Source organism: Nocardioides baekrokdamisoli (assembly GCF_003945325.1).
Classification (GTDB): Bacteria; Actinomycetota; Actinomycetes; order Propionibacteriales; family Nocardioidaceae; genus Nocardioides; species Nocardioides baekrokdamisoli.
This window is the reverse complement of sequence record NZ_AP019307.1, coordinates 401286-426778: the sequence shown is the minus strand read 5'-3', so window position 1 is coordinate 426778 and position 25493 is coordinate 401286. Positions and strand designations below refer to the sequence as shown.

The 25493-nt window shown below is 66.7% G+C and carries 23 protein-coding genes; 20 read left to right on the top strand and 3 right to left on the bottom strand.

Annotated elements, in window-relative coordinates:
* Window positions 1-72: 72 nt before the first annotated feature.
* From lepA to hemW, 7 genes are all read left to right on the top strand, one after another.
* A complete protein-coding gene (gene lepA / locus KCTC_RS01945; protein ID WP_125566264.1) occupies window positions 73-1920 on the top strand; it encodes a translation elongation factor 4 in 1848 nt (615 codons plus the stop codon).
* A 52-nt stretch (window positions 1921-1972) separates the two neighbouring features.
* Entirely contained in the window at window positions 1973-2680 is a 708-nt protein-coding gene (locus tag KCTC_RS01940) for a DUF4328 domain-containing protein (RefSeq protein ID WP_125566262.1), read from the top strand.
* Window positions 2665-3303 (top strand): MOSC domain-containing protein, encoded by a 639-nt coding sequence (locus KCTC_RS01935; RefSeq protein WP_125566260.1) that lies wholly within the window; start codon window positions 2665-2667, stop codon window positions 3301-3303. Before KCTC_RS01940 ends, KCTC_RS01935 begins: the two co-directional genes overlap by 16 nt.
* A gap of 128 nt (window positions 3304-3431) precedes the next feature.
* On the top strand, window positions 3432-4028 hold the full coding sequence (locus KCTC_RS01930; RefSeq protein ID WP_231998791.1) for a hypothetical protein: 597 nt from the start codon (window positions 3432-3434) through the stop codon (window positions 4026-4028).
* 3 nt (window positions 4029-4031) lie between these two features.
* On the top strand, window positions 4032-5543 hold the full coding sequence (locus tag KCTC_RS01925) for a DNA polymerase Y family protein (RefSeq protein WP_231998790.1): 1512 nt from the start codon (window positions 4032-4034) through the stop codon (window positions 5541-5543).
* Window positions 5543-8884: an error-prone DNA polymerase gene (locus KCTC_RS01920; protein ID WP_125566256.1), complete on the top strand. Its 3342-nt coding sequence runs from the start codon at window positions 5543-5545 to the stop codon at window positions 8882-8884. The genes KCTC_RS01925 and KCTC_RS01920 overlap by 1 nt, the downstream gene beginning before the upstream one ends.
* Window positions 8885-9151: 267 nt before the next feature.
* Window positions 9152-10339, top strand: a complete 1188-nt coding sequence (gene hemW, locus KCTC_RS01915; protein WP_125566254.1) for a radical SAM family heme chaperone HemW — start codon at window positions 9152-9154, stop codon at window positions 10337-10339.
* Between the two features lie 63 nt (window positions 10340-10402).
* Here the strand turns inward: hemW and KCTC_RS01910 are convergent, their stop codons facing one another.
* Window positions 10403-11248: a DUF3097 domain-containing protein gene (locus KCTC_RS01910; protein WP_125566252.1), complete on the bottom strand. Its 846-nt coding sequence runs from the start codon at window positions 11246-11248 to the stop codon at window positions 10403-10405.
* A 121-nt stretch (window positions 11249-11369) separates the two neighbouring features.
* Here KCTC_RS01910 and hrcA point away from each other — a divergent pair, with 121 nt between their 5' ends.
* From hrcA to KCTC_RS01895, 3 genes are read left to right on the top strand one after another with little or no spacing between them, the layout of a single operon-like run.
* Window positions 11370-12389 carry a heat-inducible transcriptional repressor HrcA gene (gene hrcA, locus KCTC_RS01905; RefSeq protein ID WP_125566250.1) on the top strand — a complete coding sequence of 340 codons (1020 nt, stop codon included), beginning with the start codon at window positions 11370-11372 and terminating at the stop codon, window positions 12387-12389.
* A gap of 41 nt (window positions 12390-12430) precedes the next feature.
* Window positions 12431-13573 carry a molecular chaperone DnaJ gene (gene dnaJ, locus KCTC_RS01900; RefSeq protein WP_125566248.1) on the top strand — a complete coding sequence of 381 codons (1143 nt, stop codon included), beginning with the start codon at window positions 12431-12433 and terminating at the stop codon, window positions 13571-13573.
* Between the two features lie 12 nt (window positions 13574-13585).
* Window positions 13586-14323, top strand: coding sequence for a 16S rRNA (uracil(1498)-N(3))-methyltransferase (locus KCTC_RS01895; RefSeq protein WP_125566246.1), 738 nt, complete (start codon window positions 13586-13588; stop codon window positions 14321-14323).
* On the opposite strand, the gene KCTC_RS01890 is transcribed toward KCTC_RS01895, so the two are convergent.
* On the bottom strand, window positions 14320-14784 hold the full coding sequence (locus KCTC_RS01890; protein WP_125566244.1) for a Gmad2 immunoglobulin-like domain-containing protein: 465 nt from the start codon (window positions 14782-14784) through the stop codon (window positions 14320-14322). The two genes, KCTC_RS01895 and KCTC_RS01890, sit on opposite strands and share 4 nt — an antisense overlap.
* 91 nt (window positions 14785-14875) lie before the next feature.
* Here KCTC_RS01890 and KCTC_RS01885 point away from each other — a divergent pair, with 91 nt between their 5' ends.
* The 8 genes from KCTC_RS01885 to era all read left to right on the top strand — a co-directional run bounded on the left by KCTC_RS01885 (window position 14876) and on the right by era (window position 22364).
* The gene (locus KCTC_RS01885; RefSeq protein WP_125566242.1) at window positions 14876-15916 is read left to right on the top strand and encodes a PhoH family protein; all 1041 of its coding nucleotides are present in this window, start codon (window positions 14876-14878) and stop codon (window positions 15914-15916) included.
* On the top strand, window positions 15913-16377 hold the full coding sequence (gene ybeY, locus KCTC_RS01880) for an rRNA maturation RNase YbeY (protein WP_125566240.1): 465 nt from the start codon (window positions 15913-15915) through the stop codon (window positions 16375-16377). Before KCTC_RS01885 ends, ybeY begins: the two co-directional genes overlap by 4 nt.
* A gap of 6 nt (window positions 16378-16383) precedes the next feature.
* Window positions 16384-17676 carry a hemolysin family protein gene (locus tag KCTC_RS01875; RefSeq protein WP_125566238.1) on the top strand — a complete coding sequence of 431 codons (1293 nt, stop codon included), beginning with the start codon at window positions 16384-16386 and terminating at the stop codon, window positions 17674-17676.
* Entirely contained in the window at window positions 17657-17980 is a 324-nt protein-coding gene (locus tag KCTC_RS01870) for a cytidine/deoxycytidylate deaminase family protein (RefSeq protein ID WP_125566236.1), read from the top strand. Before KCTC_RS01875 ends, KCTC_RS01870 begins: the two co-directional genes overlap by 20 nt.
* 70 nt (window positions 17981-18050) lie before the next feature.
* Window positions 18051-19373, top strand: a complete 1323-nt coding sequence (locus KCTC_RS01865) for an FAD-binding oxidoreductase (protein WP_125566234.1) — start codon at window positions 18051-18053, stop codon at window positions 19371-19373.
* Entirely contained in the window at window positions 19370-20641 is a 1272-nt protein-coding gene (locus KCTC_RS01860; protein WP_125566232.1) for an SAM-dependent methyltransferase, read from the top strand. The genes KCTC_RS01865 and KCTC_RS01860 overlap by 4 nt, the downstream gene beginning before the upstream one ends.
* Window positions 20642-20673: 32 nt before the next feature.
* Window positions 20674-21435: a siderophore-interacting protein gene (locus tag KCTC_RS01855; protein WP_125566230.1), complete on the top strand. Its 762-nt coding sequence runs from the start codon at window positions 20674-20676 to the stop codon at window positions 21433-21435.
* The gene (gene era / locus KCTC_RS01850) at window positions 21432-22364 is read left to right on the top strand and encodes a GTPase Era (protein ID WP_125566228.1); all 933 of its coding nucleotides are present in this window, start codon (window positions 21432-21434) and stop codon (window positions 22362-22364) included. The genes KCTC_RS01855 and era overlap by 4 nt, the downstream gene beginning before the upstream one ends.
* 41 nt (window positions 22365-22405) lie before the next feature.
* Here the strand turns inward: era and KCTC_RS01845 are convergent, their stop codons facing one another.
* The gene (locus KCTC_RS01845) at window positions 22406-22891 is read right to left on the bottom strand and encodes an NAD(P)H-dependent oxidoreductase (protein ID WP_125566226.1); all 486 of its coding nucleotides are present in this window, start codon (window positions 22889-22891) and stop codon (window positions 22406-22408) included.
* 44 nt (window positions 22892-22935) lie between these two features.
* On the opposite strand from KCTC_RS01845, the gene KCTC_RS01840 reads away from it, so the two are divergent.
* Together KCTC_RS01840 and leuA are read left to right on the top strand one after the other, a co-directional pair.
* Window positions 22936-23589 (top strand): hypothetical protein, encoded by a 654-nt coding sequence (locus tag KCTC_RS01840; RefSeq protein WP_125566224.1) that lies wholly within the window; start codon window positions 22936-22938, stop codon window positions 23587-23589.
* 177 nt (window positions 23590-23766) lie between these two features.
* A complete protein-coding gene (gene leuA, locus KCTC_RS01835) occupies window positions 23767-25491 on the top strand; it encodes a 2-isopropylmalate synthase (RefSeq protein WP_125566222.1) in 1725 nt (574 codons plus the stop codon).
* Window positions 25492-25493: the final 2 nt, after the last annotated feature.

Sequence of the window (25493 nt, the reverse complement as noted above, 5' to 3'; positions counted from 1 at the left end):
AGAGAACGTTTGAGCACGTGCGACGAGCGCCGTGATCGCGCAATCGTCCGGTCCAATTTTCGGAGGTTGTGAATGAACGCGGCTGCACCCCGTCCAGGGTCCACCGATCCGGCGATCATTCGCAACTTCTGCATCATCGCCCACATCGACCACGGCAAGTCGACCCTCGCGGACCGCATGCTGCAGCTCACCGGGGTCCTCTCGGACCGGGACGCGAAGGCTCAGTACCTCGACCGGATGGACATCGAGCGCGAGCGCGGCATCACCATCAAGTCGCAGGCTGTCCGGATGCCCTGGACGGTCACCGGCGGCGCGGACAAGGGCAAGACCTTCGTCCTCAACATGATCGACACGCCCGGACACGTCGACTTCACCTACGAGGTGAGCCGCAGTCTGCAGGCGTGTGAGGCGGCGATCCTGCTGGTCGATGCAGCCCAGGGCATCGAGGCGCAGACGCTCGCCAACCTCTACCTGGCCATGGGTGCGGATCTGCACATCATCCCGGTGCTCAACAAGATCGACCTTCCGAGCGCGAACATCGAGAAGTACGCGCTCGAGCTCGCCAACCTCGTCGGCTGCGAGCCCGAGGACGTCCTGCTCACCAGCGCGAAGACCGGACTCGGTGTCGAGGAACTGCTCAACGAGATCGTCGCGTCTGTCCCAGCGCCGACCGGTGACCCCGATGCTCCAGCCCGTGCCCTCATCTTCGACTCGGTCTACGACACCTACCGCGGCGTCGTCACGTACGTCCGTGTCTTCGACGGCAAACTCACCCACCGCGACCGGATCAAGATGATGTCGACCGGTGCGACGCACGAGATGCTCGAACTCGGCGTGATCAGCCCGGAGCCGATCAAGGCCGACCACATCGGCGTCGGCGAGACCGGCTACCTGATCACCGGGGTGAAGGACGTACGCCAGTCCCGCGTGGGTGACACGGTCACCAACAACGCACGGCAGGCGACGGAAAGCCTGGGCGGGTACGAGCACCCCAACCCGATGGTGTTCGCCGGTCTGTATCCGATCGACGGGGATGACTACCCGACGCTGCGTGAGGCGCTGGAGAAGCTGCAGCTCAACGACGCAGCGCTGACGTTCGAGCCGGAGACCTCCGGGGCGCTCGGATTCGGTTTCCGGTGCGGCTTCCTCGGCTTGCTGCACATGGAGATCACTCGTGAGCGGCTTGAGCGGGAGTTCAACCTCGATCTGATCTCGACCGCGCCCAACGTCGTCTACGAGGTCAAGCTCGACGACGGGTCGCAGGTGACGGTGACGAACCCGTCGGAATACCCGGACGGCAAGGTCGCCGAGGTGCGCGAGCCGGTCGTGAACGCGACGATCCTGTCGCCGTCGGACTACATCGGCACGATCATGGAGCTGTGCCAACTGAAGCGCGGCACCCTGCTCGGCATGGACTACCTCTCCGAGGACCGGGTCGAGATGCGCTACACGTTGCCGATGGGCGAGATCGCGTTCGATTTCTTCGACCAGCTCAAGTCCAAGACCAAGGGGTACGCCTCGCTCAACTACGAGTTGAGCGGTGACCAGGCCTCCGACCTGGTGAAGGTCGACATCCTGCTGCAGGGAGAGCCGGTCGATGCGTTCTCCGCGATCGTGCACAAGGACGCCGCATACGCCTACGGGATCATGATGGCCGGCAAACTCAAGGAACTCATCCCGCGGCAGCAGTTCGAGGTGCCGATCCAGGCCGCCATCGGTGCCCGCGTGATCGCCCGCGAAACCATCCGTGCGATCCGCAAGGACGTCCTTGCCAAATGCTACGGCGGCGACATTTCGCGTAAGCGGAAGCTGCTGGAGAAGCAGAAGGAAGGCAAGAAGCGGATGAAGATGGTCGGCCGCGTCGAGGTACCGCAGGAGGCCTTTGTGGCGGCGTTGTCGTCCCACGGGCCCGGCGGGTGATAAGCCGAAGAAGTAGGTACGCACGGCGGTTCGGCGTGGCAGGATCCGCGCCATGTCTGATCTTCCGATCGCGCCGCCCCTGCCGCCGCCGTCTCCCGCTGATCGCATTCCTGACCGACCGTCCTCCGCGATCCGGGGCCTGGCCGGTGCGATCACAGTCCTCGTCGCCCTGATCGCCGTAGTCAACGTGGTTCTCCTCGGTGTGCATTGGTGGGGCAACGGAGGGTTCCTCAACGAGGTGCGGCAGGGCTCACCGGCGGCGTATGACGACGCCAAGTGGTACGACGACATTCGACGCATGTTGGGAAATGCAGAACTTGTCGGCTGGTTGGTTGCAGGGATCCTGTGGTGCGTCTGGCAGGTCAAGATCGCCAAGGCGACCCCAGCCGGAGAGCTCCGACGCTCACCTGGGTGGCACGCCGGATCGTGGTTCATCCCGATCGGGAACCTGTGGATGCCCTTCCAGAACATGCGTGATCTGTGGAGCCACTGGGTGTCTCGGACGTCCGCGGCACTTCTGGGTTGGTGGTGGGGTGTGTGGTTGCTGAGCTCACAGTTGGGGCGCGTACTCCTGTCCGAGAAGGTCAAGGTCGGTGACCTCGGCACATTCAGGTCGTTCAATCGAATCGCCATCGCGGTCTGCGGTGTCGAGATCGTCGCCTCGCTGCTGGCGATCGTGGTCGTGTCGCAACTGACCCGGGCGGTGTTCGAGCAGAACGCCAAGGAGGATGGCACGATCGGGGCATGGCCCGAGTCCTGAGTGTCAACGTCGGCCCGTCGGCGAAGGCCGAGTGGGCCGAGTTGGGCGTGAGTTCGATGGACAAGCGTCCGGCCGACGAACCGGTTCGCGTCACGACTCTCGGCATCACCTCTGATACGCAGACGCATGTGCGCCATCACGGTGGTGTGGATCAAGCGGTGTACGCCTTCGCCCGCGAGGACCTCGATCTGTGGAGCGAGCGGCTCGGTGTGGAACTGCGCAACGGGCAGTTCGCGGAGAACCTGACCACCGAGGGCATCGACGTCAACGAGGCTGAGATCGGCGAGCGGTGGCGGATCGGATCAGTCCTCCTCGAGGTCTGCCACGTGCGTACGCCGTGCAATGACTTCAAGAGCTGGATGGGCTTCTCCGGCTACGACAACAGCCGGTGGGTGAAGAAGTTCACCGCAGAATGCCGACCCGGGCCGTACCTACGTGTCATCGAAGAAGGCGTGCTGAAGGCTGGCGATGCGATCGAGGTCGTGCATCGGCCCGGTCACGGCGTGACGGTGAGCGATGTCTTCCGGGCGAAGAATCTGGATCATTCGTTGAGGCCCGCGTTGCTCGCGCCGGGGGTCTTCGAGTTCCTCAGCTCAGACATGCGCGCAAAACTCGCCGAATGAGGATCGAGGGCTGAGACACCTCTTGATTCGTTCGAACATATGTTCGAAAATGAGGTGTGGTTGCAACGCTGACTCCGTCAAAACCGGGCCTGGAGGAGATTGAACACCTTCGCGCCCGGATGCGACGGATGCAGGCCCCGGTCATGGGACGCGAGATCCCGACCCACCCCGCCCTGAGCGGGGTCGTCCAACTGCGGGCAGGCGGGGCGTACGCGCTGGACGGTGCGACGTTGGCGATGGCACTGATGGCTGGTCCGAGCGCAGCGGGCGAGTGGTGCGCGGTCGTCGGCGTCCCTGATCTGGGGCTGGAGGCTGCCAGTGAGCTCGGGATCGTGCTAGAGCGGTTGATCCTCGTCCCCGACCCGGGTGAGTCCTGGCTGGAGGCCACCGCTGCGTTGATCGACGTGACCGCCTGTGTCGTCGTGCGACCGCCGGTACGGGTGACCGAGCGGACTGCCGAGCGCCTGGCTGCCCGACTGAGGACCCGCAGCGCAGCCCTGCTGGCCATCGGCGACTGGCCCCGGGCCGAGATGCGCCTGCGGATGACCCAGCCGCGCTGGAGCGGTCTCGGGGAGGGGCATGGCGTGCTCACTGCGCGTCAGGTGGTCATCGAGGCTCAGCGCGGATCGGCTCCGATCGCACGTGTCCCGGTGTGGTTTCCGGCGGCGGACGGTGGCCTCAGGGCTGCTGACAGGACAGTCACTGCGATGAGGGAGGTGGGCTGAATCGTGTCTCGCACGATGGTGGTCTGGTGCCCTGACTGGCCGGTCGCGGCTGCGCTGCAGGAGCAGGACATGCCGCGGCACCTGCCGGCGGCGGTGTTCGCGGCCAATCGGGTGCAGGCGTGCAACACCTCGGCACGCGACTACGGGATCCGGCGGCAGATGCGTCGACGTGATGCCCAGTCGCGCTGCCCGGAGTTGGCAGTGCTGACCGCGAACCCGGATCGCGACACCCGGGCCTTCGAAGGTGTCCTGAGCGCGTTGGAGGCGCTGCGACCAGGGGTGATGCCGCTGCGGCCGGGTCTGGCCGCGTTGCGGTCACCGGGTCGGTTCTACGGCGGAGAACCCGAAGCTGGGGCAGTGCTGGCCGAGCGGGTGGTCGACCTGGGTGTGTGGGACGTACGCATCGGCGTTGCGGACGAACTGTTCACCGCCGAGCAGGCTGCCCGGAGGGCCTCGACGCAGCAGACCTTTGTGGTCGAGGAATCGACGCCTTTCCTGCGGCAACTGCCCGTGGAGGCGCTGGAGGACCAGAGCGCGGTGTCGCTGCTGCAGCGGTTGGGGTTGCAGACGCTTGGGGAGTTGGCCGACCTGCCGGAGGTCCGGACCCGATTCGGGTCGCAGGCGGCCTGGGTCCAGCGGGTGATCCGCGGGCACGGCACCCGTCCCGTCAGCGGGCGTACGCCTCCTCCGGACCTGGTCACCGAGGTGCGATTCGAGCCGCCGCTGGAGAGCGCCGAGACGGTCTGCTTCAGCGCGAAGGAGGCGGCGGAGCGATTCGTCACCCAGCTCGGGATGCGACAACTGGTCTGCACCGAACTGCTCATCCAGGTCGAGGCCGACGGTGTGATCGCTTCGGAGCGGGTCTGGCTGCATCCGCGGTGGTTCGCCTCGACGGACATGATCGATCGGCTGCACTGGCAACTCGTCGGCACGCTGAGGGCAGGTGACCTGCGGTCGGCGGTGGAGGTGGTCCGGTTCGTGCCGCAGGCGGTGGTGGACGAGTCCGTGCACGCCGATGGCCTCTGGGGCGGCACCGATGCCCGCGTGGAGCGGGGCATCGCACGTGTCCAGGGGATGCTCGGCCACGAGTCCGTGGTCACCCCGATGCTGCAGGGCGGACGAGCTCCGGCCGAGCGTCAGCACACCGTGCCCTGGGGTGAACGCGCCGTCGACCTGAGATCGCGCGAGCTGCCGTGGCCGGGATCGATCCCGCCGCCTGCGCCCGCGCGCGTACTCCCGACGCCAGCGCCGGCCGCTGTCGTGGACGCCGCGCAACGCCCGGTGGTCGTACGCGGTCGCGATCAGATGTCGTCGCCGCCGGCCCGGTTCAAGCCCGGGCCGTGGGAGGACTGGCAGATGGTGTCAGCCTGGGCCGGGCCGTGGGCGGTCGCCGAGCAGTGGTGGGACGCACCGGCCCGCGGACTGGCACGGTTCCAGGTGGTGGGGGCGGACGGACGCGCCTTCCTGATGGCATACGCCGGCGGGGACTGGTTCACCGAGGCGTTGTACGACTGATGGGGTGGAGCAACCCGAACGTTCCCTGGTCGGAACTGGAACGTCGACTCTCCGGCAAGGCGGATCTGCAGTCCGAGGCGCCGATCACCCGCAAACGCAAACGTCTGACCTCGCTCGAGATAGAGCGGCCCGAAGTGGTCGTGCCGTACGCGGAACTGCACGCGCACTCGAATTTCTCGTTCCTCGACGGTGCCTCTGGGCCGGACAAACTGATCGAGGAAGCCGCCCGCCAGGGCCTGCATGGGATCGCCCTGACTGATCACGACGGGTTCTACGGAGCACCTTTGTTCGCGGAGGCAGCCAAGGCCGCCGGTGACGTGCTGACGATCTACGGCGCGGAGCTCTCTCTGGATCTTCCGGGCCCGCAGAACGGGAACCCCGACCCGGCGGGTGAGCATCTGCTCGTCCTGGCCAGAGGGGTGGACGGCTATCGGCGGCTGGCTGGCGCGATGACCGAGGCGCACCTGCGAGGCGACGAGAAGGGGCGGCCGGTCTATGACCTCGATGAGCTGGTCGATCGGGGGCGTGGTCACTGGGTCGTGCTGACCGGATGTCGTAAGGGCTTCGGCGAGCGTCCACAGCTCCTGGTCGACTGGTTCGGCGCAGACAGCGTCTACGTCGAACTCACCGATCGTGGTGGGCCGCTGGACACCCAGGTCAACGATCGCCGTGCTGCCATGGCCGAGGCACTGGGGCTCCCGATCGTGGCCACCAACAACGTCCACTACGCCAGTCCGGATCATCATCGATTGGCTGATGCCGTGGCTGCGGTCAGGGGACGACGGAGCCTGGTCGAGATGGGCGGTTGGCTGCCGGGCCCGACGGCGTACGTGCGCAGCGGCGTCGAGATGGCTGAGCGGTTCGTGCGCTATCCCGACGCGGTGGCGCGGACGGTGGAGGTGGCTGACGCATGTGCGTTCGACCTGCTCAAGGCGAAACCGAAACTGCCCAAGCGCGGGATACCCGAGGGACACACTGCGACCTCCTGGCTCCGACATCTGACCGAGGAGGGTTTTGAGGTCAGGTACGCACAGGCGAACGCCGACGATCCAGCCTTCGTCGCCAGGGCGAGAGCCACGATCGAGCATGAACTCGATGTCATCGGGCGCAAGGATTTCTCCGGCTACTTCGTGATCGTCCATGACATCGTCGCGTACGCCCGGTCCCAGGAGATCCTCTGCCAGGGACGAGGATCGGCAGCCGCCAGTGCAGTCTGTTACGCCCTGGGGATCACCGCGATCGACCCGGTCTTCTACAACCTCCCGTTCCAGAGGTTCATCTCCGAACATCGTGAGGAGGAACCCGACATCGATGTCGATTTCGACTCGGACCGTCGGGAGGAGGTGATCCAGTGGGTCTACCGCGAATACGGTCGGCGCAATGCCGCTCAGGTGGCGAACATCGTGGGATACCGCCCGAAGATGGCGGTCCGGGACGCGGCCAAGGCGCTGGGCTATTCGGTCGGCCAGCAGGATGCCTGGTCCAAACACATCAGCTCATGGACATCGGTGGAGAGTGAGGACATCCCGGCGCCGGTGATCACCCTGGCGGGGGAGTTCCTCGGGGCTCCGCGTCATCTCGGCATCCACTCCGGCGGGATGATCCTGACCGAGGAACCGATCGGAGAAGTGGTCCCGATCGAGCGTGCCCGGATGGACAACCGCACCGTCCTGCAGTGGGACAAGGACGGTTGCGAATACATGGGCCTGGTCAAGTTTGATCTGCTCGGTCTGGGGATGCTCTCGGCGCTGGATCACATGATGCGGATGACCGGTGAGCATCTGGGGGAGCCGTGGGAGCTGGCCTCGGTCCCGAAGGAAGAGCCGGCGGTCTACGACATGCTCTGCCGAGCCGATTCGATCGGGGTCTTCCAGGTGGAGAGTCGTGCGCAGATCGGGACACTGCCCCGGCTGCTTCCGCGGTGCTTCTACGACCTCGCGATCGAGATCGCGCTGATCCGTCCCGGCCCGATCCAGGGCGGCGCCGTGCACCCCTACGTACGTCGTGCGACCGGCAGGGAGCCGATCGAGTACGCCCACCCGCTGCTCGAACCGATTCTGGAGCGGACCAGGGGGGTCCCGTTGTTCCAGGAGCAGTTGATGGACATGGGGCGCGTCCTGGGCGACTTCTCCGTCGATGACGCGGATCTGTTGAGGCGGGCGATGGGGTCCAAACGAGGCATTGAGCGGATCGAATCCCTCAAGACGCAGCTGATGGACGGGATGCTCGCGAAGGAGATGTCGGAGCAGACGGCCAAGGCCGTGTACGTCCAGATCCTGTCGTTCGCGAACTTCGGTTTCGCGGAGTCGCACGCGTTGTCGTTCGCCAAGCTGGTCTATTCGTCGAGCTGGTTCAAGCTTCACTACCCGGGCATCTTCCTGGCTGCACTTCTCCGGGCCCAACCGATGGGGTTCTACTCGCCACAGTCACTCACCCAGGACGCGCGTCGCCACGGGGTCGAGGTGAGGGGGCCCTCACTGAACCATTCCGCCGCCCAGGCAGACATGGAACCGCTGGTGGGGACGGCCGTTCCGACAGGCATCGATTCCTGCATGTCCGACTCACAGCCGGCCGAGTGGGTGCCAGGTACGCCGGATCCGACGCCGATACACCGCCGGGATGCGAATCTTGCGGTACGGCTCGGGTTGGACTCGGTGCGGGGGATCGGGCTGGAGGTCGCCCGGCGGATCGTCACCGCGCGCGAGGAACGACCGTTCACCGATCTTCAGGATCTGTCCCGGAGAGCCGGCCTCGATGCGACTCAACTGGAAGCCTTGGCGACCGCCGGCGCCATTGACCAGATGAGTCGTCGCGAGGCGCTCTGGCAGGCGGGGTGGACCGAGTCAGAGGATCACCTCGATGGGCTTCGGATGACTCCGGAGACCCCGCAACTGGCCGAGATGAACCAGGTCGAGACAGTTCTGGCGGATCTGTGGGCGACCGGCATGACTCCCGACAGCCATCCCTTTGCGCATCTGCGCGACTCGCTCACTGCGTCTGGGCTGCCGTGTATCCGCGACCTGACGACGCTGGAATCCGGCCGCCGGCTCACCGTGGCTGGATTGGTGACGCACCGCCAGCGACCCGGGACGGCCGGCGGAGTGACATTCCTCAATCTCGAGGATGAGAGCGGCATGCTCAACGTGGTCTGCAGTGCGGGCGTGTGGGGGCGGTATCGCAAGACTGCGACGACCAACTCGGTCCTGCTGATCCGCGGCATCCTCGAACGCAATGACGGGGTCACCAACCTCATCGCGGACAAACTGTCCCCGATGAGCGAGCTCTTCATGAGCGCTGCCGAAGCCCTGGAGTGGCGCCACCGATCTCGCGACTTCCGCTGAGAGAGACCCGTACAATGCAATCATGGTTGCGAGCGATTTGGTCTACGACCCCAACGAAGTTGGGTCCGACCTCATCGTGGAGACCTGGATATCCCAAGGGCCTCGATGCGATGACCCGACGTTCGACCCCCAACTTCTGGATGTTGTCTCAGTCGTGGATGCAGATGGGGAGAGTCTTGCGGGTCGCGTGGTCCGTCGGGATGGCAACCGTGTGTGGGTGCAATTCGACCTCGTTGACACGTTGTCGCGCCCGGCCTGACATCGCTCATGCCCTCTGCCCTGCCCGACGGCGAGCCCGCGCCGGCTGACGGCTCGCTCCCGACCACACTCAGCGGCAGGGGCCTCGGCTTCTACGTCCATGTGCCGTTCTGCTCGGTGCGCTGTGGCTACTGCGACTTCAACACCTACACCGCCACCGAGCTCGGCCCGGGCGTCTCGCAGAGTACGTACGCCTCGCAGGCGATCGCCGAGATCGAGTTGTCGCGACGAATCCTCGGACCGGCGACGGTCGACACCGTCTTCTTCGGAGGGGGTACGCCGACGCTGCTGCCCGCTGAGGACCTCGTGGCGATGCTCGTCGCGATCCGCGATCAGTTCGATCTGGCCACAGATGCCGAGATCACCACCGAGGCGAACCCGGATTCAGTGTCGTTGGAGTCGCTGCAGACCCTCCGCGAAGGTGGGTTCACCCGGATCTCCTTCGGGATGCAGTCGGCAGTCCCGCACGTACTCGCAGTCCTGGACCGGACCCACGACCCTGCCCGGGTGCCCCAGGCCGTCGCGTGGGCGCGGGAGGCGGGTTTCGAGCAGGTCTCTCTGGACCTGATCTACGGCACGCCCGGCGAGTCGATGGCCGACTGGGAGGCGTCGCTCGACGCCGCGCTCACGTGCGACCCCAATCACATTTCTGCGTACTCGCTCATCGTCGAGGACGGCACGGCGTTGGCACGGCGCGTACGCCGTGGCGAGGTGCCGATGCCCGAGGAGGACGATTTCGCCGACAAGTACGAGGTCGCCGACCGAATGCTGCGGGCGCGCGGATTCGGTTGGTACGAGGTGTCGAACTGGGCCACGTCAACAGACGCGCGCTGCCGGCACAACATGCTGTACTGGCAGGGCGGCGATTGGTGGGGCATCGGGCCCGGAGCACACAGCCACGTCAACGGCACCCGGTGGTGGAACGCGAAGCATCCGACCGCGTACGCGGCTCGCCTGGCCGCCGGGGAGAGCCCGGCGGCAGGGCGTGAACTCCTGACCGATGAGGACCGGCGGATCGAGCGGGTGCTCCTGGAGTTGCGGCTGAGCGACGGGATGCCGACCGCTGTGATCGGCAATGAGCAGGCCATCGATGCGCAGGTGGGGCGGGGGCTGCTCCAGCGACGCGGTGAGCGGCTGGTGCTCACCGATGCTGGCAGGCTGCTCGCCGACGGAGTCGTACGCGACCTGCTCGACTGACAAACGTCGGGTCTCGACCTGTCAGACGTCGGGTCTCGGCTGACATTTGCCGGGTCTCGGCGGTCAGTCGACCGTGACGAAGTCGATCAGCTCCTCGACGCGGCCGAGCAGGGCCGGCTCGAGGTCGTCGTAGGAGTTCACCTTCGAGAGGATGAACTTCCACGCCCGTGCGATGTCGGCCTGATCGCGATGCGGCCAGCCCATGTGTTGGCAGATGCCCTTCTTCCACTCGATCGACCGCGGGATCGTGGGCCAGGCCGACAGTCCGAGCCGATCCGGCTTCACCGCCTGCCAGACGTCGATGAACGGGTGGCCGACGATGCGTACGTGTGCCCCGTTGGGTCCGCGGACAATCGCATCGGCGATCCGGGACTCCTTGGAGCCGCGTACGAGGTGGTCCACCAGGACGCCGACCTTGCGACCGGGTCCGGGCTTGAAGTCCATCAGATGATCGGCCAGATCGTCGACGCCGCCGAGGAATTCCACGACCACGCCCTCGATCCGCAAGTCGTCGCCCCAGACCTTCTCCACGAGCTCGGCGTCGTGGCGGCCCTCGACGAAGATCCGCGAGGCGCGGGCGGTACGCGCACGCACACCCTGGACGGCGATGGAGCCAGAGGCGGTACGCGCCGGTGCCGCTGGTGCAGCAGAGGTTGCCGCAGCGACCAGCGCGACTGGTCGGCCCTCGTGCAGGAATCCAGGGCCGAGTTCGAACGTACGCCGCTTGAGCCGACGATCCTCAAGCGTGACCGTGCTGAGTTGCCGGTCGACACCGACGATCTCACCGCAGAAGCCAGTGCTGACCTCTTCGACGACGTCCCCGAGGGTGGCGGGGACGTCCACGGTCCGGCCGCGGGCGGGCGTACGCCAATCGCCTGCGAGAACATCGCTTCCGTACCGGTCAACCATGCCCCAACCTTCTCAGACGTCACTGGAGACACACGAGTCCCACTCCGTGCGTGGGCGGGCTGACCGGGTGCCAGCAGGTAGCATTGGCACTCCAGTCGGACGAGTGCCAGAGGAGGCGGAGATGCAGGGTGCGAACTCGCACAGCGATCGCCGCCTCGCGGTCCTCCGCGCCATCGTCGAGGACTACGTCTCCACCCATGAGCCCGTCGGGTCCAAGGCGCTCGTCGAGCGGCACGGCCTGGGCGTCAGCCCCGCCACCGTCCGCAACGACATGGCTGCCCTGGAGGACGAGGGCTACATCAGCCAGCCCCACACCAGCGCCGGACGCGTACCGACGGACAAGGGGTACCGACTGTTCGTCGACCGCCTCGCCACCGTGCGACCGATGACCAGCGGTGAGAAGCGCGCGATCACGACGTTCCTCGACGGAGCGGTGGATCTCGACGACGTGGTGCATCGCAGCGTCCGCCTCCTCAGTCAACTGACCCGCCAGGTCGCTGTCGTTCAGTACCCGACGCTCACCCGGTCCACCGTGCGACACATCGAGCTGGTCGAGGTCGCCCCGACGCGACTGCTCGTGGTCCTCATCCTCAGCACGGGCCGGGTCGAGCAGCGCCTCATTGAGACCACGGCCCCGGTTGCCGTCGATGATCTGGCGGCCATGCGTGCCTGGGTCAACGCCGCCACCGAGGGCAGGACGATCCCCGATGCAGCCATCGGCCTCCAGCACATTCCGGCCTCGCCGATCGCTGCGCCAGTCGTGACCACGATCCTCGAGGCGCTCAGCGACGAGCGTGGCGGCCAGCGGGTGGCCGTCGCCGGGGCAAGCAACCTCGCGCGGTACGGCGACAGTTTCGACACGGCCGTACGTCCCCTGCTGGAAGCCCTCGAGGAGCACGTCGTCCTGCTCACCCTGCTGGGGGAGCAGGCTGCCGGTGATTCAGTCACCGTCAGGATCGGCACGGAGGGCCCCGTCCAGGAACTCGCCGCCACCAGCGTGGTCGCCGCCGGCTACGGCCCCGGTGCGGATTCCGTGGCGGCGCTCGGTGTCGTCGGCCCCACCCGGATGGACTATTCATCGGCGATGGGCTCCGTCCACGCCGTCGCCCGCTACTTGTCCCGCATCCTCGACGGCAACTGAGCCGCGTGCGGCTGCCCGTCCACGACGAATGAGAGAAGACGTTGGATCCCTATGAGGTGCTTGGTGTCCCGAAGGACGCCGACGACGCCACCATCAAGAAGGCGTACCGGAAGCTCGCCCGGGAGAACCACCCGGACGTCAACCCGGACCCGATCGCGCAGGAGAAGTTCAAGGATGTCTCCCACGCGTATGAGATCCTGAGTGACCCGCAGAAGCGGGCGGCGTACGACCGCGGCGGCGATGGTGTCTTCGGCGGCTTCGGTCAGGGCTTCACCTTCACCGACATCATGGACGCGTTCTTCGGCCAGGGCGGCGGCACGGCGCAGAACCGTGGCCCGCGCCCGCGCCAACGTCGTGGACAGGATGCCCTGATCCGGCTCGACATCTCGCTGGCCGAGGCTGCGTTCGGCGTCACCAAGGAGCTCGAGGTCGACACGGCCATCGGGTGCGTGACGTGTCAGGGCGCGGGGACCGCTCCCGGCGCGCGGCCTGCCATCTGCGAGACGTGCCGCGGAGCCGGCGAAGTGGCACAGGTGCAGCGTTCCTTCCTAGGGGAGATCCGTACGCTCCGCCCGTGCGCGGCATGCAAGGGCTACGGCACGGTCATCGCTGACCCGTGTCGCGACTGCGCCGGCGAGGGCCGCGTACGCACCCACAAGACTCTCAAGGTGGCGATCCCGCCGGGCGTCGACAACGGCACGCGCGTGCACCTCGCCGAGCAGGGCGAGGTCGGCGTCGGTGCGGGTCCGGCAGGTGATCTGTACGTCGAGATCCGGGTGGAGAAGCACGATCTGTTCACCCGACAGGGCAACGAACTGCACTGTGTCGTCACGCTTCCGATGACGGCGGCGGCTCTCGGCACCAAACTCACGCTCCCGACGCTGGAGTCGGATCTGGAGTCCACGCCGGAGGAGGACCGCACCTTCGCTCTGGACGTACGTCCGGGCACCCAGTCGGGCACCGACCATGTCATCAAGGGTCGCGGCGTACCGGGCCTCCGCGGTGGGCGCGGCGACCTGATCGTCACGGTCGTGGTGGAGACGCCGACGAAGCTCGACGAGGGCCAGGAGGAGTTGCTCCAGCAACTCGCTGCCGTGCGCGGCGAGCAGCGCCCCGTCGGCCAGCTGCGGGCAACCAAGAAGGGCGTCTTCGGGCGCCTGCGCGACGTCGTCGCACCGCACTGACAGTCGGCTGACATGTCGCTTCCGGTGCATCTGGTCCCTGACCTGGGCGGTTCCGCCGTCGGATCGGTGGTGACCATCACCGGTGACGAAGCCCACCACGCCGTGGCCGTACGCCGGCTGCGGGTGGGGGAGCAACTGATGGTCGTCGATGGTCGCGGCACCGTCGTCACGGGCACCATCAGCGAGACCGGCAAGCGCGAGCTGTCAGTGGTCGTCGACGACCTGAGCCTCCATCAGGAACCAACGCCCTCGGTCACGGTGGTGCAGGCCATCCCGAAGGGCGACCGCGGCGAGTTGGCCGTCGAGGTGCTCACCGAGATCGGTGTCGCCACGATCGTGCCCTGGGCGGCTGCCCGCTCGGTGGCCGTCTGGAAGGGCGAACGAGCCGAGAAGTCGCACGCCCGATGGGCCGCGACGGCTCGTGAGGCGGCGAAGCAGGCGCGACGGGCATGGTTCCCCACGGTGGCGCCGATGGCGACCACTGGTCAGGTGAAGACGATCATCGCGGGATCAGACCTCGCGGTGGTCCTGCACGAGGCTGCGACGACGACGTTCGAAACCTTGCCGACCCCGACGGGTCGGGTCGTCTTGATTGTCGGCCCCGAGGGTGGCTTGACGGAGGACGAGGTGGCTGCGTTCGAGGCCGCCGGGGCTCGTACGGTCCGGATGGGCACCGAGGTGCTGCGTACGTCCACTGCGGGCGTGGCGGCCGCGTCCGCTCTGTTGTCGCGTACGCCCCGCTGGTTCTAACCGACGAGTACGACCCGCGAGACCTGCGGCACCGGCTTGCCCTCGCCGTCAGAGGGGTCATCGATCCGGACGGTGAAGAGGTATGTCCCCGCCGGGAGACCGGCTACGGACACGGTCCCGCTGTACGGGTAGAGCTTGTCGCCCCAACCGTCAGCCGTGAACGCGCCCTGGCGGACAACCTTGTGAGCAGCGTTCGTCAGCGCCCACGGCGTGTTCGCCTCGACGGAGTTGGACGTCCCCACGACGGCGAAACTGGTCGTCGCGTGCGTGTTGCCGTACGGCTGCGACAGGGTGAGGACGACCTGACCGACCGAACTCCTGGCGCTGACCGGCGTGGTGTCGATCGACACGGTGGGGATCGGGGTCGAGGAGTTGGTCGGCGTTCCCGACACCGCTGCAGTGGTCGTGCCGCATCCGGTGAGAGCGAGTCCGAGGGCGATCAGGGCAGGCAACGTCCGCATGGGTCAAGTGTCCTCCGTCGACGAACCGCGTCGCCCCTGCCACGCCGGTCACCTAGGATGGACACGCACGACCACTGACAGATAAGGCCACATGAGCGAGCCCTCCACCGAGCGCCGGAACCGGACCAATCTGCGCTCGGCCCCCGCCGGCGCGCAGCACATTGTGGTGATCCCGGCCAGCATCAACGCGGTCAGCGTCCTCGGTCCCGCCGACGAGCACCTCACCCTGGTCGAGTCGACCCTCGGTGTCGCCCTGCACGTACGCGGCAACCGCATCACCGTCACTGGTCCTGCGCGCGATGTGGCCAAGGCCGAACGCGCCTTCGACGAGATGATCCAGATCGTGCGCACCGGCCAGGGTCTGGCCCGCGAGACGGTGGAGCGGGTCCTCGGGATGGTCGTGGAGGAGATCGCCGAGAAGCCCGCCGACATCCTGTCGCACAACATCCTGACGAATCGTGGCCGCTCGATCCGGCCCAAGACGATCAACCAGAAGCGGTACGTCGAGGCGATCGATCAGCACACCGTCACATTCGGTATCGGTCCCGCTGGCACCGGCAAGACGTACCTCGCCGTTGCGAAGGCCGTCCAGGCGCTCACCTCCCGCACTGTCAACCGGATCGTGCTGACCCGTCCTGCGGTCGAGTCGGGGGAGAACCTCGGATTCCTCCCCGGCACCCTCACCGAGAAGATCGACCCGTACATGCGGCCGTTGTACGACGCGCTGCACGACATGTTGGACCCCGACCTCATTCCGCGACTCCTGGCGAGCGGCACGATCGAGATCGCCCCACTGGCCTACATGCGCGGCCGTACGCTCTCGGGCGCGTTCGTGATCCTTGACGAGGCGCAGAACACCACACCGGAGCAGATGAAGATGTTCCTGACGCGACTCGGTTTCGGGTCGAAGATCGTTGTCACCGGCGACATCTCCCAGACCGACCTGCCCAGCGGCAAGCAGTCCGGCCTCAAGGTCGTCGAAGGGATCCTCACCGGGATCGACGACATCAGCTTCAACCGGCTGACCAGCCACGACGTCGTGCGCCATGAACTCGTCGGGCACATCGTGGCCGCGTACGACGCGCATGACGAGACCATCGAGAACACCAAGAGCACGCGGGAGCGAAAGTGACGATCGAGATCATCGACGAGTCCGGGTTCGGCCTCGATGTCGAGCACTTCGCCAAGCTGGCCCGATTCGTGATGGACCAGATGCGGGTGCACCCGGAAGCCGAGTTGTGCATCAAGGCAGTCGATGAGGACACGATCGCCACGCTCAACGAGCAGTGGATGGGCAAGCAGGGTCCGACGGACGTGCTCGCGTTCCCGATGGACGAGCTCCTTCCCGGCGAACTCGATGCTGAGCTGGACGAAGGCGTGCTGGGTGATCTGGTGTTGTCGCCGGCCGTCGCGGAGCGTCAGGGAGAGGCTGCCGGGCACGGGCTACTCGCGGAACTCGAGCTGCTCACCACGCACGGCATCCTGCATCTGCTGGGCTATGACCACGCCGAGGCCGACGAGCACCAGGAAATGTTCGGGCTCCAGGCCCGGCTGCTGACCGAGTGGGGCTCCCAGGCGAAGGCGCCCCAGTAGCCGCTGATGGTCGACATCGGACTTCTGGTCGCAGCTGCCGGCTGCGTCGTTCTGGCCGGGCTCCTGTCCTGCGCGGACGCTGCGCTCGTCTCCTTCTCGCCCGCGCGCGCTGCCGAACTGGCGGCAGCCAGGCGCGGGGGAGCCACGGCGCTTGTACGCCTCCTCGACGACCGGGCTCGGTTCCTCAACACAGGGTTGTTGCTGCGTACGCTCGCCGAGGTCGCAGCTACTGTGATCGTCACCCTGGAGCTCTACGACGCGACCGGGCACGGCTGGTGGCCGGCCGCAGCGATCGCGATCGTGCTGATGGTCGTGGTCAGTTTCGTGGCGATCGGCGTTGCGCCGCGTACGGTCGGACGCCAGCACGCTGAGACCGTGGCGCTGATCGGCGCCGTTCCCCTCGTCGGCGTCACCTCGATCCTGGGTCCGATCCCCAGCCTGCTGATTCTGCTCGGCAACGCCCTGACCCCCGGCGCCGGTTTCCGGAAGGGACCGTTCACCACCGAGACCGAGCTGCGCGAGATGGTCGACCTGGCCGAGGACCGCAACCTCATCGATGACGATGAGCGGGAGATGATCCACTCGGTGCTCGAGCTGGGCGAGACGCGTGCCCGGGAGGTGATGGTGCCCAGGGGTGAGATCGTCTTCGTGGAGCGCCACAAGAACCTGCGTCAGACGATGTCGCTGTTCCTGCGATCCGGATTCTCACGAATCCCCGTGATCGAGGACTCCCTCGACAACATTGTCGGCTTTGCATACCTCAAGGACATCGTTCGCCGCGACTTCGAAGCCCCTGACGTCGAGAAGACCGAGCGCGTCGAGGAGTTGATGCGGCCGGTGACCTGGGTGCCCGACTCCAAGAAGGTCGACGAGCTCCTCGCCGACATGCAGCGCGGCCGGCAACACATCGCGATCGTGGTGGACGAGTACGGCGGGACGGCCGGCCTGATCACCATCGAGGACATCCTCGAGGAGATCGTCGGGGAGATCACCGACGAACACGACACCGAGGACCGGGAGCCACAGAAGCTCCCGGACGGCTCCTGGCGGGTGCCGGCACGCTTCCTCCTGGACGATGTCGAGGACCTTGTCGGCGTGGATGTCAGCGACGACGAGGTCGATTCGGTCGTCGGGCTCCTTGCCAAGGAACTGGGCCTCGTCCCCATCCCGGGCGCCATGGTCGAGACCCGTGGCCTCCGCCTGCAGGCGGAGGAGTCCGCAGGCCGCCGGAACAAGGTCGGTACCGTGTTGATCTCACTCATCGAACCCGAGGACGGTCATGACTCACGCCTCTCCTGAACTCAGCCCCGAGGACGCCAAGCTCGTGACGCTGGCTCGCAGCACGCGAGCGCGTACGCGCGCCGCCGAAGGCGCAGCGGTGCGGGATCTCGACGGACGCACGTACGCCGCGGCGACCGTGGCGCTCGAGGCGCTGCAGGTGTCGGCGGTCGGCGTCGCCGTCGCGATGGCGATCTCGTCGGGGTCCCGGGGGCTCGAGGCGGTCGTGCTCCTGACCGATGGTGAGCTGACTGACAGTGACCGCGCTGTCGTGGCCGAGTTCAGCGGCGCCGGCGTTCCAATTCTGGTGAACCCAGCTCGCTAGACCTCTGGCCCCGGTCTAGTCCACGCGTTACGTTGGACGCGTGACGTCTGGGGAGAGTCATCGTGAGTCCGTGCGCCGTCTGGAGGCCTCGTACGCCTCCATTCCGACCGGGGCACCGGTTCGTCTGGCCAAGTCGACCACCAACCTGTTCCGTACCAGGGACGCCAGCGCCTCGCCGGGCCTGGACGTGTCCGGGCTCAACGGCGTCATCGAGGTGGATGCCGTCGCGCGCACCGCGGACGTGCAGGGCATGTGCACGTACGGGGCTCTGGTGGACGCCACCCTCCCGCACGGCCTGATCCCGTACGTCGTGCCGCAACTGCGCACGATCACACTGGGCGGAGCTGTGACCGGGCTCGGCATCGAGTCGACGAGCTTCCGCAACGGGCTGCCGCACGAATCGGTTCTCGAGATGGACGTCCTCACCGGCGACGGTGCGATCGTCACGGCTCGCCCCGGAGATGACCTGTTCGATGCGTTCCCCAACTCCTACGGCAGTCTCGGCTACGCCGCCCGGCTGCGGATCAGGCTCGAGCCGGTGCCCGCGTACGTCGAACTCAGGCACGTACGGTTCGACTCCGGCGCCGACCTCGCCGGGGCGATCGAGAAGATCACGGCCACGCGTGAGTACGAAGGCGTCGCTGTGGACGGTCTCGACGGCGTCGCGTTCAGCCCCGATGAGCTCTATCTCACGCTGGCGACGTGGACGGACAGTCCTTCTGGCAGCCCGAGTGACTACACCGGGCAACAGATCTTCTACCGCTCACTCCAGCAGCGGACCACCGACATCCTGACCATCCACGACTACATCTGGCGCTGGGACACCGACTGGTTCTGGTGCTCCGGCGCGTTCGGGGCGCAGCATCCATTGATCCGTCGGGTGTGGCCGCGGCGTTGGCGGCGCAGTGACTTCTACATGAAGTTGCTGGGGATCGATCGACGATTCAGGATCGCGGACCGCCTCGACGACCGGGCGGGCCGGCCACGTCGGGAGCGGGTGATCCAGGATGTCGAGGTGCCGGTCGAGCGCCTCGCGGAGTTCCTGACCTGGTTCGATCGCGAGATCGGCATGCGTCCGGTGTGGGTGTGTCCACTGGTGGCACAGCGTCGCTGGACTTCGTACCCACTCGCGCCCGGGGAGACGTACGTCAATGTCGGCTTCTGGGGCACCGTGCATGTCGGCGAGGACGCATCGAACTCGCCCAAGAACCGTGCGATCGAAGCGGAAGTCGCCGCGCTGGGTGGCCACAAGTCGCTCTACTCCGAGGCCTTCTACGACGAGGCGACCTTCGCCGAGCTCTACAACACCCCGAATCTCGACAGGCTCAGGGCCGTCCATGACCCACAGAAGCGATTGACCAATCTCTACGACAAGGCAGTGAGGCACCGATGACGACACCGATTGCACCCACGATTGCCGGGCTGTTCAGTGGCGAGTTCCCGGTCCGGCTGACGGCGTACGACGGCAGCGCCACCGGCGCCGAGAGTGAGTACGGAATGGAGCTGCGGACCGAGCGGGCGCTGCGATACCTGCTGACTGCTCCGGGTGATCTGGGGCTGGCGCGGGCGTACGTGACCGGCGACCTGGTGATGCACGGTGTGCACCCCGGCGATCCCTATCCGCTGCTCTCGCGCATCCTCGGCCGGACGGACTTCGTCCGCCCTTCGGTGCCCGCGCTCGCCCAGCTGGTGCGAGATCTGGGGATGTCGTCATTCGTGCCGCCGTCGCCGCCGCCGGAGGAGCACCTGCCCGGCTGGCGTCTCCGGCTCGAGGGTGTGCGGACCTGGTCGCGGCACTCCGAGACGCGTGACGCTGATGCGATCCGTCACCATTACGACGTCTCCAACGAGTTCTACGAATACGTCCTGGGACCGTCGATGACCTACACCTGCGCGGTGTTCGAGCACGAAGGCGCGACGCTGGAGGAGGCCCAGACAGCCAAGTACGACCTGATCTGTCGCAAACTCGATCTGCAGCCCGGTCAGAGGCTTCTCGACATCGGCTGCGGCTGGGGCGGAATGGTGCGGCACGCCGCCAAGCACTACGGCGTACGCGCTCTGGGCGTCACGTTGAGCGCCGAGCAGGCGGAATGGGCTCGGCTAGCGATCAAGGAGGACGGGCTCGACGACGTCGCCGAAGTGCGTTTCGTCGATTACCGCCATGTTGAGGAGACCGACTTCGACGCCGTCAGTTCGATCGGACTGACCGAGCACATCGGGATCGCGAACTACCCCGCCTACTTCGAGTTCATTCGGAGCAAGCTCCGTCCGCACGGACGGGTGCTCAACCATTGCATCACCCGCAGCACCAACCGCCCCACGAAGACCGGCAAGTTCATCGATCGCTATGTCTTCCCCGACGGTGAGCTCGCCGGCTCGGGCACGATCGTGACGGCGATGGAGGACGCCAGCCTCGAGGTCCAGCACCACGAGAACTTCCGGCTGCACTACGCCAGCACCTTGGCCGAATGGAACCGCAACCTCGTCACGCACTGGGACGAGTGCGTACGCGAGGTCGGCCTGGGTACGGCGAAGGTCTGGGGGCTGTACATCGCCGGCTCCCGAATCGGCTTCGAGCGCGACGAGGTCCAGTTGCACCACGTCCTCGCCACGCGGTCCGACGACGGGATCTCGGCGTACCCGCTCCGGCACGAGTTCTGATCCGGGGCCGTCCGTCACCTAACCTTGGCTCGATGAGTACTCGAGCAGGCACGCGGACCGCACGCGTACGCAGCCGCGAGCAACTCAGCGAACACCTGATCCGGTTGGTGCTCGACCTCGACGGATTCGAGTCAACGGGGATCGCCGATGAATGGATCGGTCTGGTGGTCCCCGGTCAGTTCCAGTCCCGGTACTACACGGTCCGCTCGTTCGACGCTGACAGCATCACCATCGACATCGTGGTGCACTCCCGCGGGCTGGTGACCGAATGGGCTGCCGATGACGTCGTCGGCCAGTCGGTCACCATCACCGATGCCAAGGGTTCGTACGCTGCTGCGACTGACGCCGCCTGGATCATGCTGGTCGGAGACCTGACGGCCTTTCCGGCCATGGCTCGGATCGCCGAGTCGACCGATCGACCGGTCCGGATCTGGGCCGAGGCGCCGTCGATTCCTCCCGGCTACTTCCCGTCCTCAGCCGACGTCAACCATCTGCCGCAAGGTGCGCAGAGCCGGCTGTCGGCGATCGTTGAGGAGATCTCGTGGCCCGAGGGTGACGGATATTTCTGGATGGCGGGGGAGTCGGCGCAGATGCGATCGATCCGCAAATTCCTGATGCACGACCGCGCGATGCCCACGAGTGCGTACGACGTGATGGGCTACTGGCGCCAGGTGAAGGAGCGGCAGCCGCGGGCTGTCGATCCCGGACCGATCTGGCGCGAGGGCAAGCGCCAGGGCCTGACCGACGCCCAGATCTGGGACAACTATGACAAGCAGAGGGAGACGGCCGAATGACAGCGCCTGAACAAGCGGGGTTCCGCTCCGGGTTCGTGTCCTTCGTGGGGCGGCCGAACGCCGGCAAGTCCACACTCACCAACGCGTTGGTGGGCCAGAAGATCGTGATCACCTCGGACAAGCCCCAGACCACCCGTTCGGTCGTACGCGGCATCGTCCACCGCCCCGACGCCCAACTCATCCTGGTCGACACGCCCGGACTGCACCGCCCGCGAACCCTGCTCGGCGAGCGACTCAACGACCTGGTGCACGCCACATGGTCCGAGGTCGACGTGATCGCGATGTGCTTCCCCGCGAACGAGCGCGTCGGCCCGGGCGACCGACACATCGCCGCCGACATGGCCAAGATCTCCCGAGCCACCAAGGTCGCGGTCGCAACGAAGACTGATCTCGTCTCGCCCGAGCGCCTCGCCCGGCACCTGATGGACATCCAGGCCGTCGGCGTCGAACTTGGCATCGAGTGGAAGGAGATCGTTCCGGTCTCCAGCGTCGGCGGATCCCAGATCGACCTGCTGACCGATCTGCTGGCCGACCTGCTGCCCGAGGGTCCTGCTCTGTACCCGGACGGTGATCTGACGGACAGCCCGGACGAGGTCCTGGTTGCCGAGTTGATCCGCGAAGCGGCACTGGAGGGCGTACGCGACGAACTGCCGCACTCGATCGCGGTCGTCGTCGAGGAGATGGCACTGCGTGAGGGGCGTGACGCGGACAAGCAACTGACCGACATCCACGCAACTCTCTTCGTCGAGCGCGACTCCCAGAAGGGGATTGTGATCGGCCACAAGGGATCGCGCCTCAAGGAGGTCGGTCAGACGGCTCGGCTCCAGATCGCCGACCTGCTCGGGACCGCGGTCTACCTCGATCTGCGGGTCAAACTCGCCAAGGACTGGCAGCGGGACCCTCGCCAGCTCCGCCGCCTCGGCTTCTGACGCCGAGACCCGACATCCGTCAGGCCGAAACCCGACATCCGTCACTGCGAGATCAGGGCCGCGATTGTCGCTCCGAGTTCGTACGCCTGCTCGCTGTGGCTGTCCTCGTGGTCACCCATCAGCGTGAGCGGTGCGGCCGCTCGCTTCCACGGCAGTGCCTGCGTGATCGACTCCACCGATCGGATCGCCCCGGTCGTGTCGTACCGGCCGTGCACCCACAACCCGAACGGTAGCTTCGCCCCAGCCGACGGCGCCCCGCCGCCGTGCGCATCAAGCGCTCCGCCGACATGGACGAACACCCGGTCGAAGAAGTACTTGAGCGCACCGCTCATGTAGCCGAAGTGCGCAGCGGTCCCGAGGATGAGGGCATCAGCGGCCAGGACGTCGTCCGGGACGGCCTCCAGTGGCGACACGGTGCGTACGTCCACGCCCTCGAGCGCATCGTCGTGGGCGCCGGCAACGACCGCATCGCCGATCGCGGCCAGCGCGGGCGTCGGTGTGAACTGCACGATCAACAGGGTCGCCACGATGCAAACCTACGCCGGGGGACGGGCATGGCTAGAGTGCACCAGTGCTGATCGGGACCTGGAACCTGGCAGGGCGCTGGTCCATGGATCACGCTCGGGTCATCGAGGACGCCGATTGCGACATCTGGCTGTTGACCGATGTCCCCTCTCGAGCCAGTGTGACCGGCTATCACCAGCACCTCTCGGCAGGCCGCCATGGGCCTTCGGCGCACTGGTCCGGCGTGTTGAGTCGACTGGCCGCAACGCCGGTCCGGCACGGCAGTACGACAGCGACGGTGCTGAGCATCGCCGACCTGGTGATCGCCTCGACCGTGCTGCCCTGGCCCGAACCGCACGAGGACGAACCCTGGGAAGGCGACAGCCACGCTGAGCGGTACGCGGCCGCCCTGGCCGAGACCGGTGACCTGCTCCGGGGGCACATCCCGATCTGGGGCGGCACCTGGAACCAGCCGTTGATGGGCAACATCATCGGCTACAGCCGTCAGGCACAGGACGCCCTCGAGGCCTTCCTCGTCCGCCATGACCTCCAGGTGCCCACGCGCGACCTCATCGGCCGGCAACGGCAGTACACGACCGATCACGTCGCGGTTCCGGCGTCCTGGACAGTGCTGGCATCCGGCAAGGTCGAGGTCGACCCGGCGCTGTCGCCGTACGACTTGTTCTGCGTCGAGGCGACGCCGACGAGTCGCGACGATTGACTGGTACTCTGGATCCATCATGACGCGCGTGCTGCTTCTTAGCTGCCGCAGCGGGGCCTGAAGCCGGAGCCCTCCGCTGCGGAGATCGTGCTGCCCCCAGCACCGCATGCGCCGGCACCGCCCATGAATGAGCAGCCGAGACTGCAGCCCTGGAGGCTGCGTCCACCAGGAGCCGACATGACCAACATCAGCAACACCACCAATCAACAGAAGCCGTCGGCGATGCCGTACGAGCGCTATCGCGCGTTCGTGCCCGTCGACCTCCCGGACCGCACCTGGCCCACGAAGAAGATCACCAAGGCGCCGCGCTGGCTGTCCACCGATCTGCGCGACGGCAACCAGGCGCTGATCGATCCGATGACCCCGGCCCGCAAGCTGCGCATGTTCGACCTGCTCGTCGGCATGGGCTACAAGGAGATCGAGGTCGGCTTCCCGAGTGCAAGCCAGACCGACTTCGACTTCGTACGCAAGCTGATCGAGGAGGACCGGATCCCGGACGACGTCCAGATCTCTGTCCTGACGCAGGCCCGCGAGGACCTGATCCAGCGCACCGTCGAGTCGCTCGTCGGCGCGCCCCGCGCGACCGTGCACATGTACAACGCGACTGCCGAACTGTTCCGCCGGGTCGTCTTCAACGTCACGCCTGCCGAATGCATCGGCATCGCCACCCGCGGGACCGAACTGGTGATGAAGTACGCCGAGTCACTGCTGGGCGACATCGTCGGCACCGAGGACTTCGGCTACCAGTACAGCCCGGAGATCTTCACCCAGACCGACACCGATTACGCGCTGGAGGTCTGCGAAGCGGTGTCCGACGTCTGGCAGCCGGAGCCCGGCCGCGAGATCATCCTCAACCTGCCGGCCACCGTCGAGATGTCCACGCCCAACACGTACGCGGATCAGATCGAGTACTTCTCCCGCAACCTGACCCGTCGCTCGGTCAGTGCGATCTCCCTGCACCCGCACAACGACCGTGGCACGGCCGTGGCTGCCACCGAACTGGCGCTGATGGCAGGGGCTGACCGGGTCGAGGGTTGCCTGTTCGGCCACGGTGAGCGCACTGGCAACGTCGACCTGGTCACGCTGGGCATGAACCTGTTCAGCCAGGGGATCGACCCGCAGATCGACTTCTCGCAGATCGACGAGATCCGGCGCACCGTCGAGTACGTCACGAACCTGCCCGTCCACCCGCGGCACCCGTACGCGGGCGACCTCGTCTACACGGCCTTCTCCGGCTCCCACCAGGACGCCATCAAGAAGGGCCTGGAGGACCTGGACCGGATCGCCAAGGAGCAGGGCACGCCTGTCGGCGAGATCCCGTGGGGGGCGCCCTACCTGCCGATCGACCCCAAGGACGTCGGCCGCACGTACGAGGCCGTCATCCGGGTCAACAGCCAGTCCGGCAAGGGCGGCGTCGCGTACGTCCTCAAGACCGAGCACGCGCTGGAACTGCCGCGTCGGCTGCAGATCGAGTTCAGCCGGGTCATCCAGGAGCACACCGATGCTGAGGGCGGCGAGATCAGCCCGACGCAGATCTGGGACATCTTCCAGGCCGAGTACCTCAACAAGACTGCCCCGCTGGTCCTGGGCTCGACCCAGACGCAGTCCGTGGCGGGCGAGGCCGACAAGCTCACCGTCACGATGAGCATCGACGGCGTCGAGCAGACGCTCAGCGGTGAGGGCAACGGTCCGATCGCTGCCTTCGTGGCGGCGCTGCCGTCGACGTACGACGTCAAGGTGCTCGACTACGCCGAGCACGCCCTGTCCGCCGGTGGTGACGCCGTGGCCGCTGCGTACGTCGAGTGTCTGGTCGGTGGCGTCATCTACTGGGGTGTCGGCATCGATGCGAACATCGTGACCGCTTCGCTGAAGGCCGTGGTGTCTGCGATCAATCGCGCCTGAAT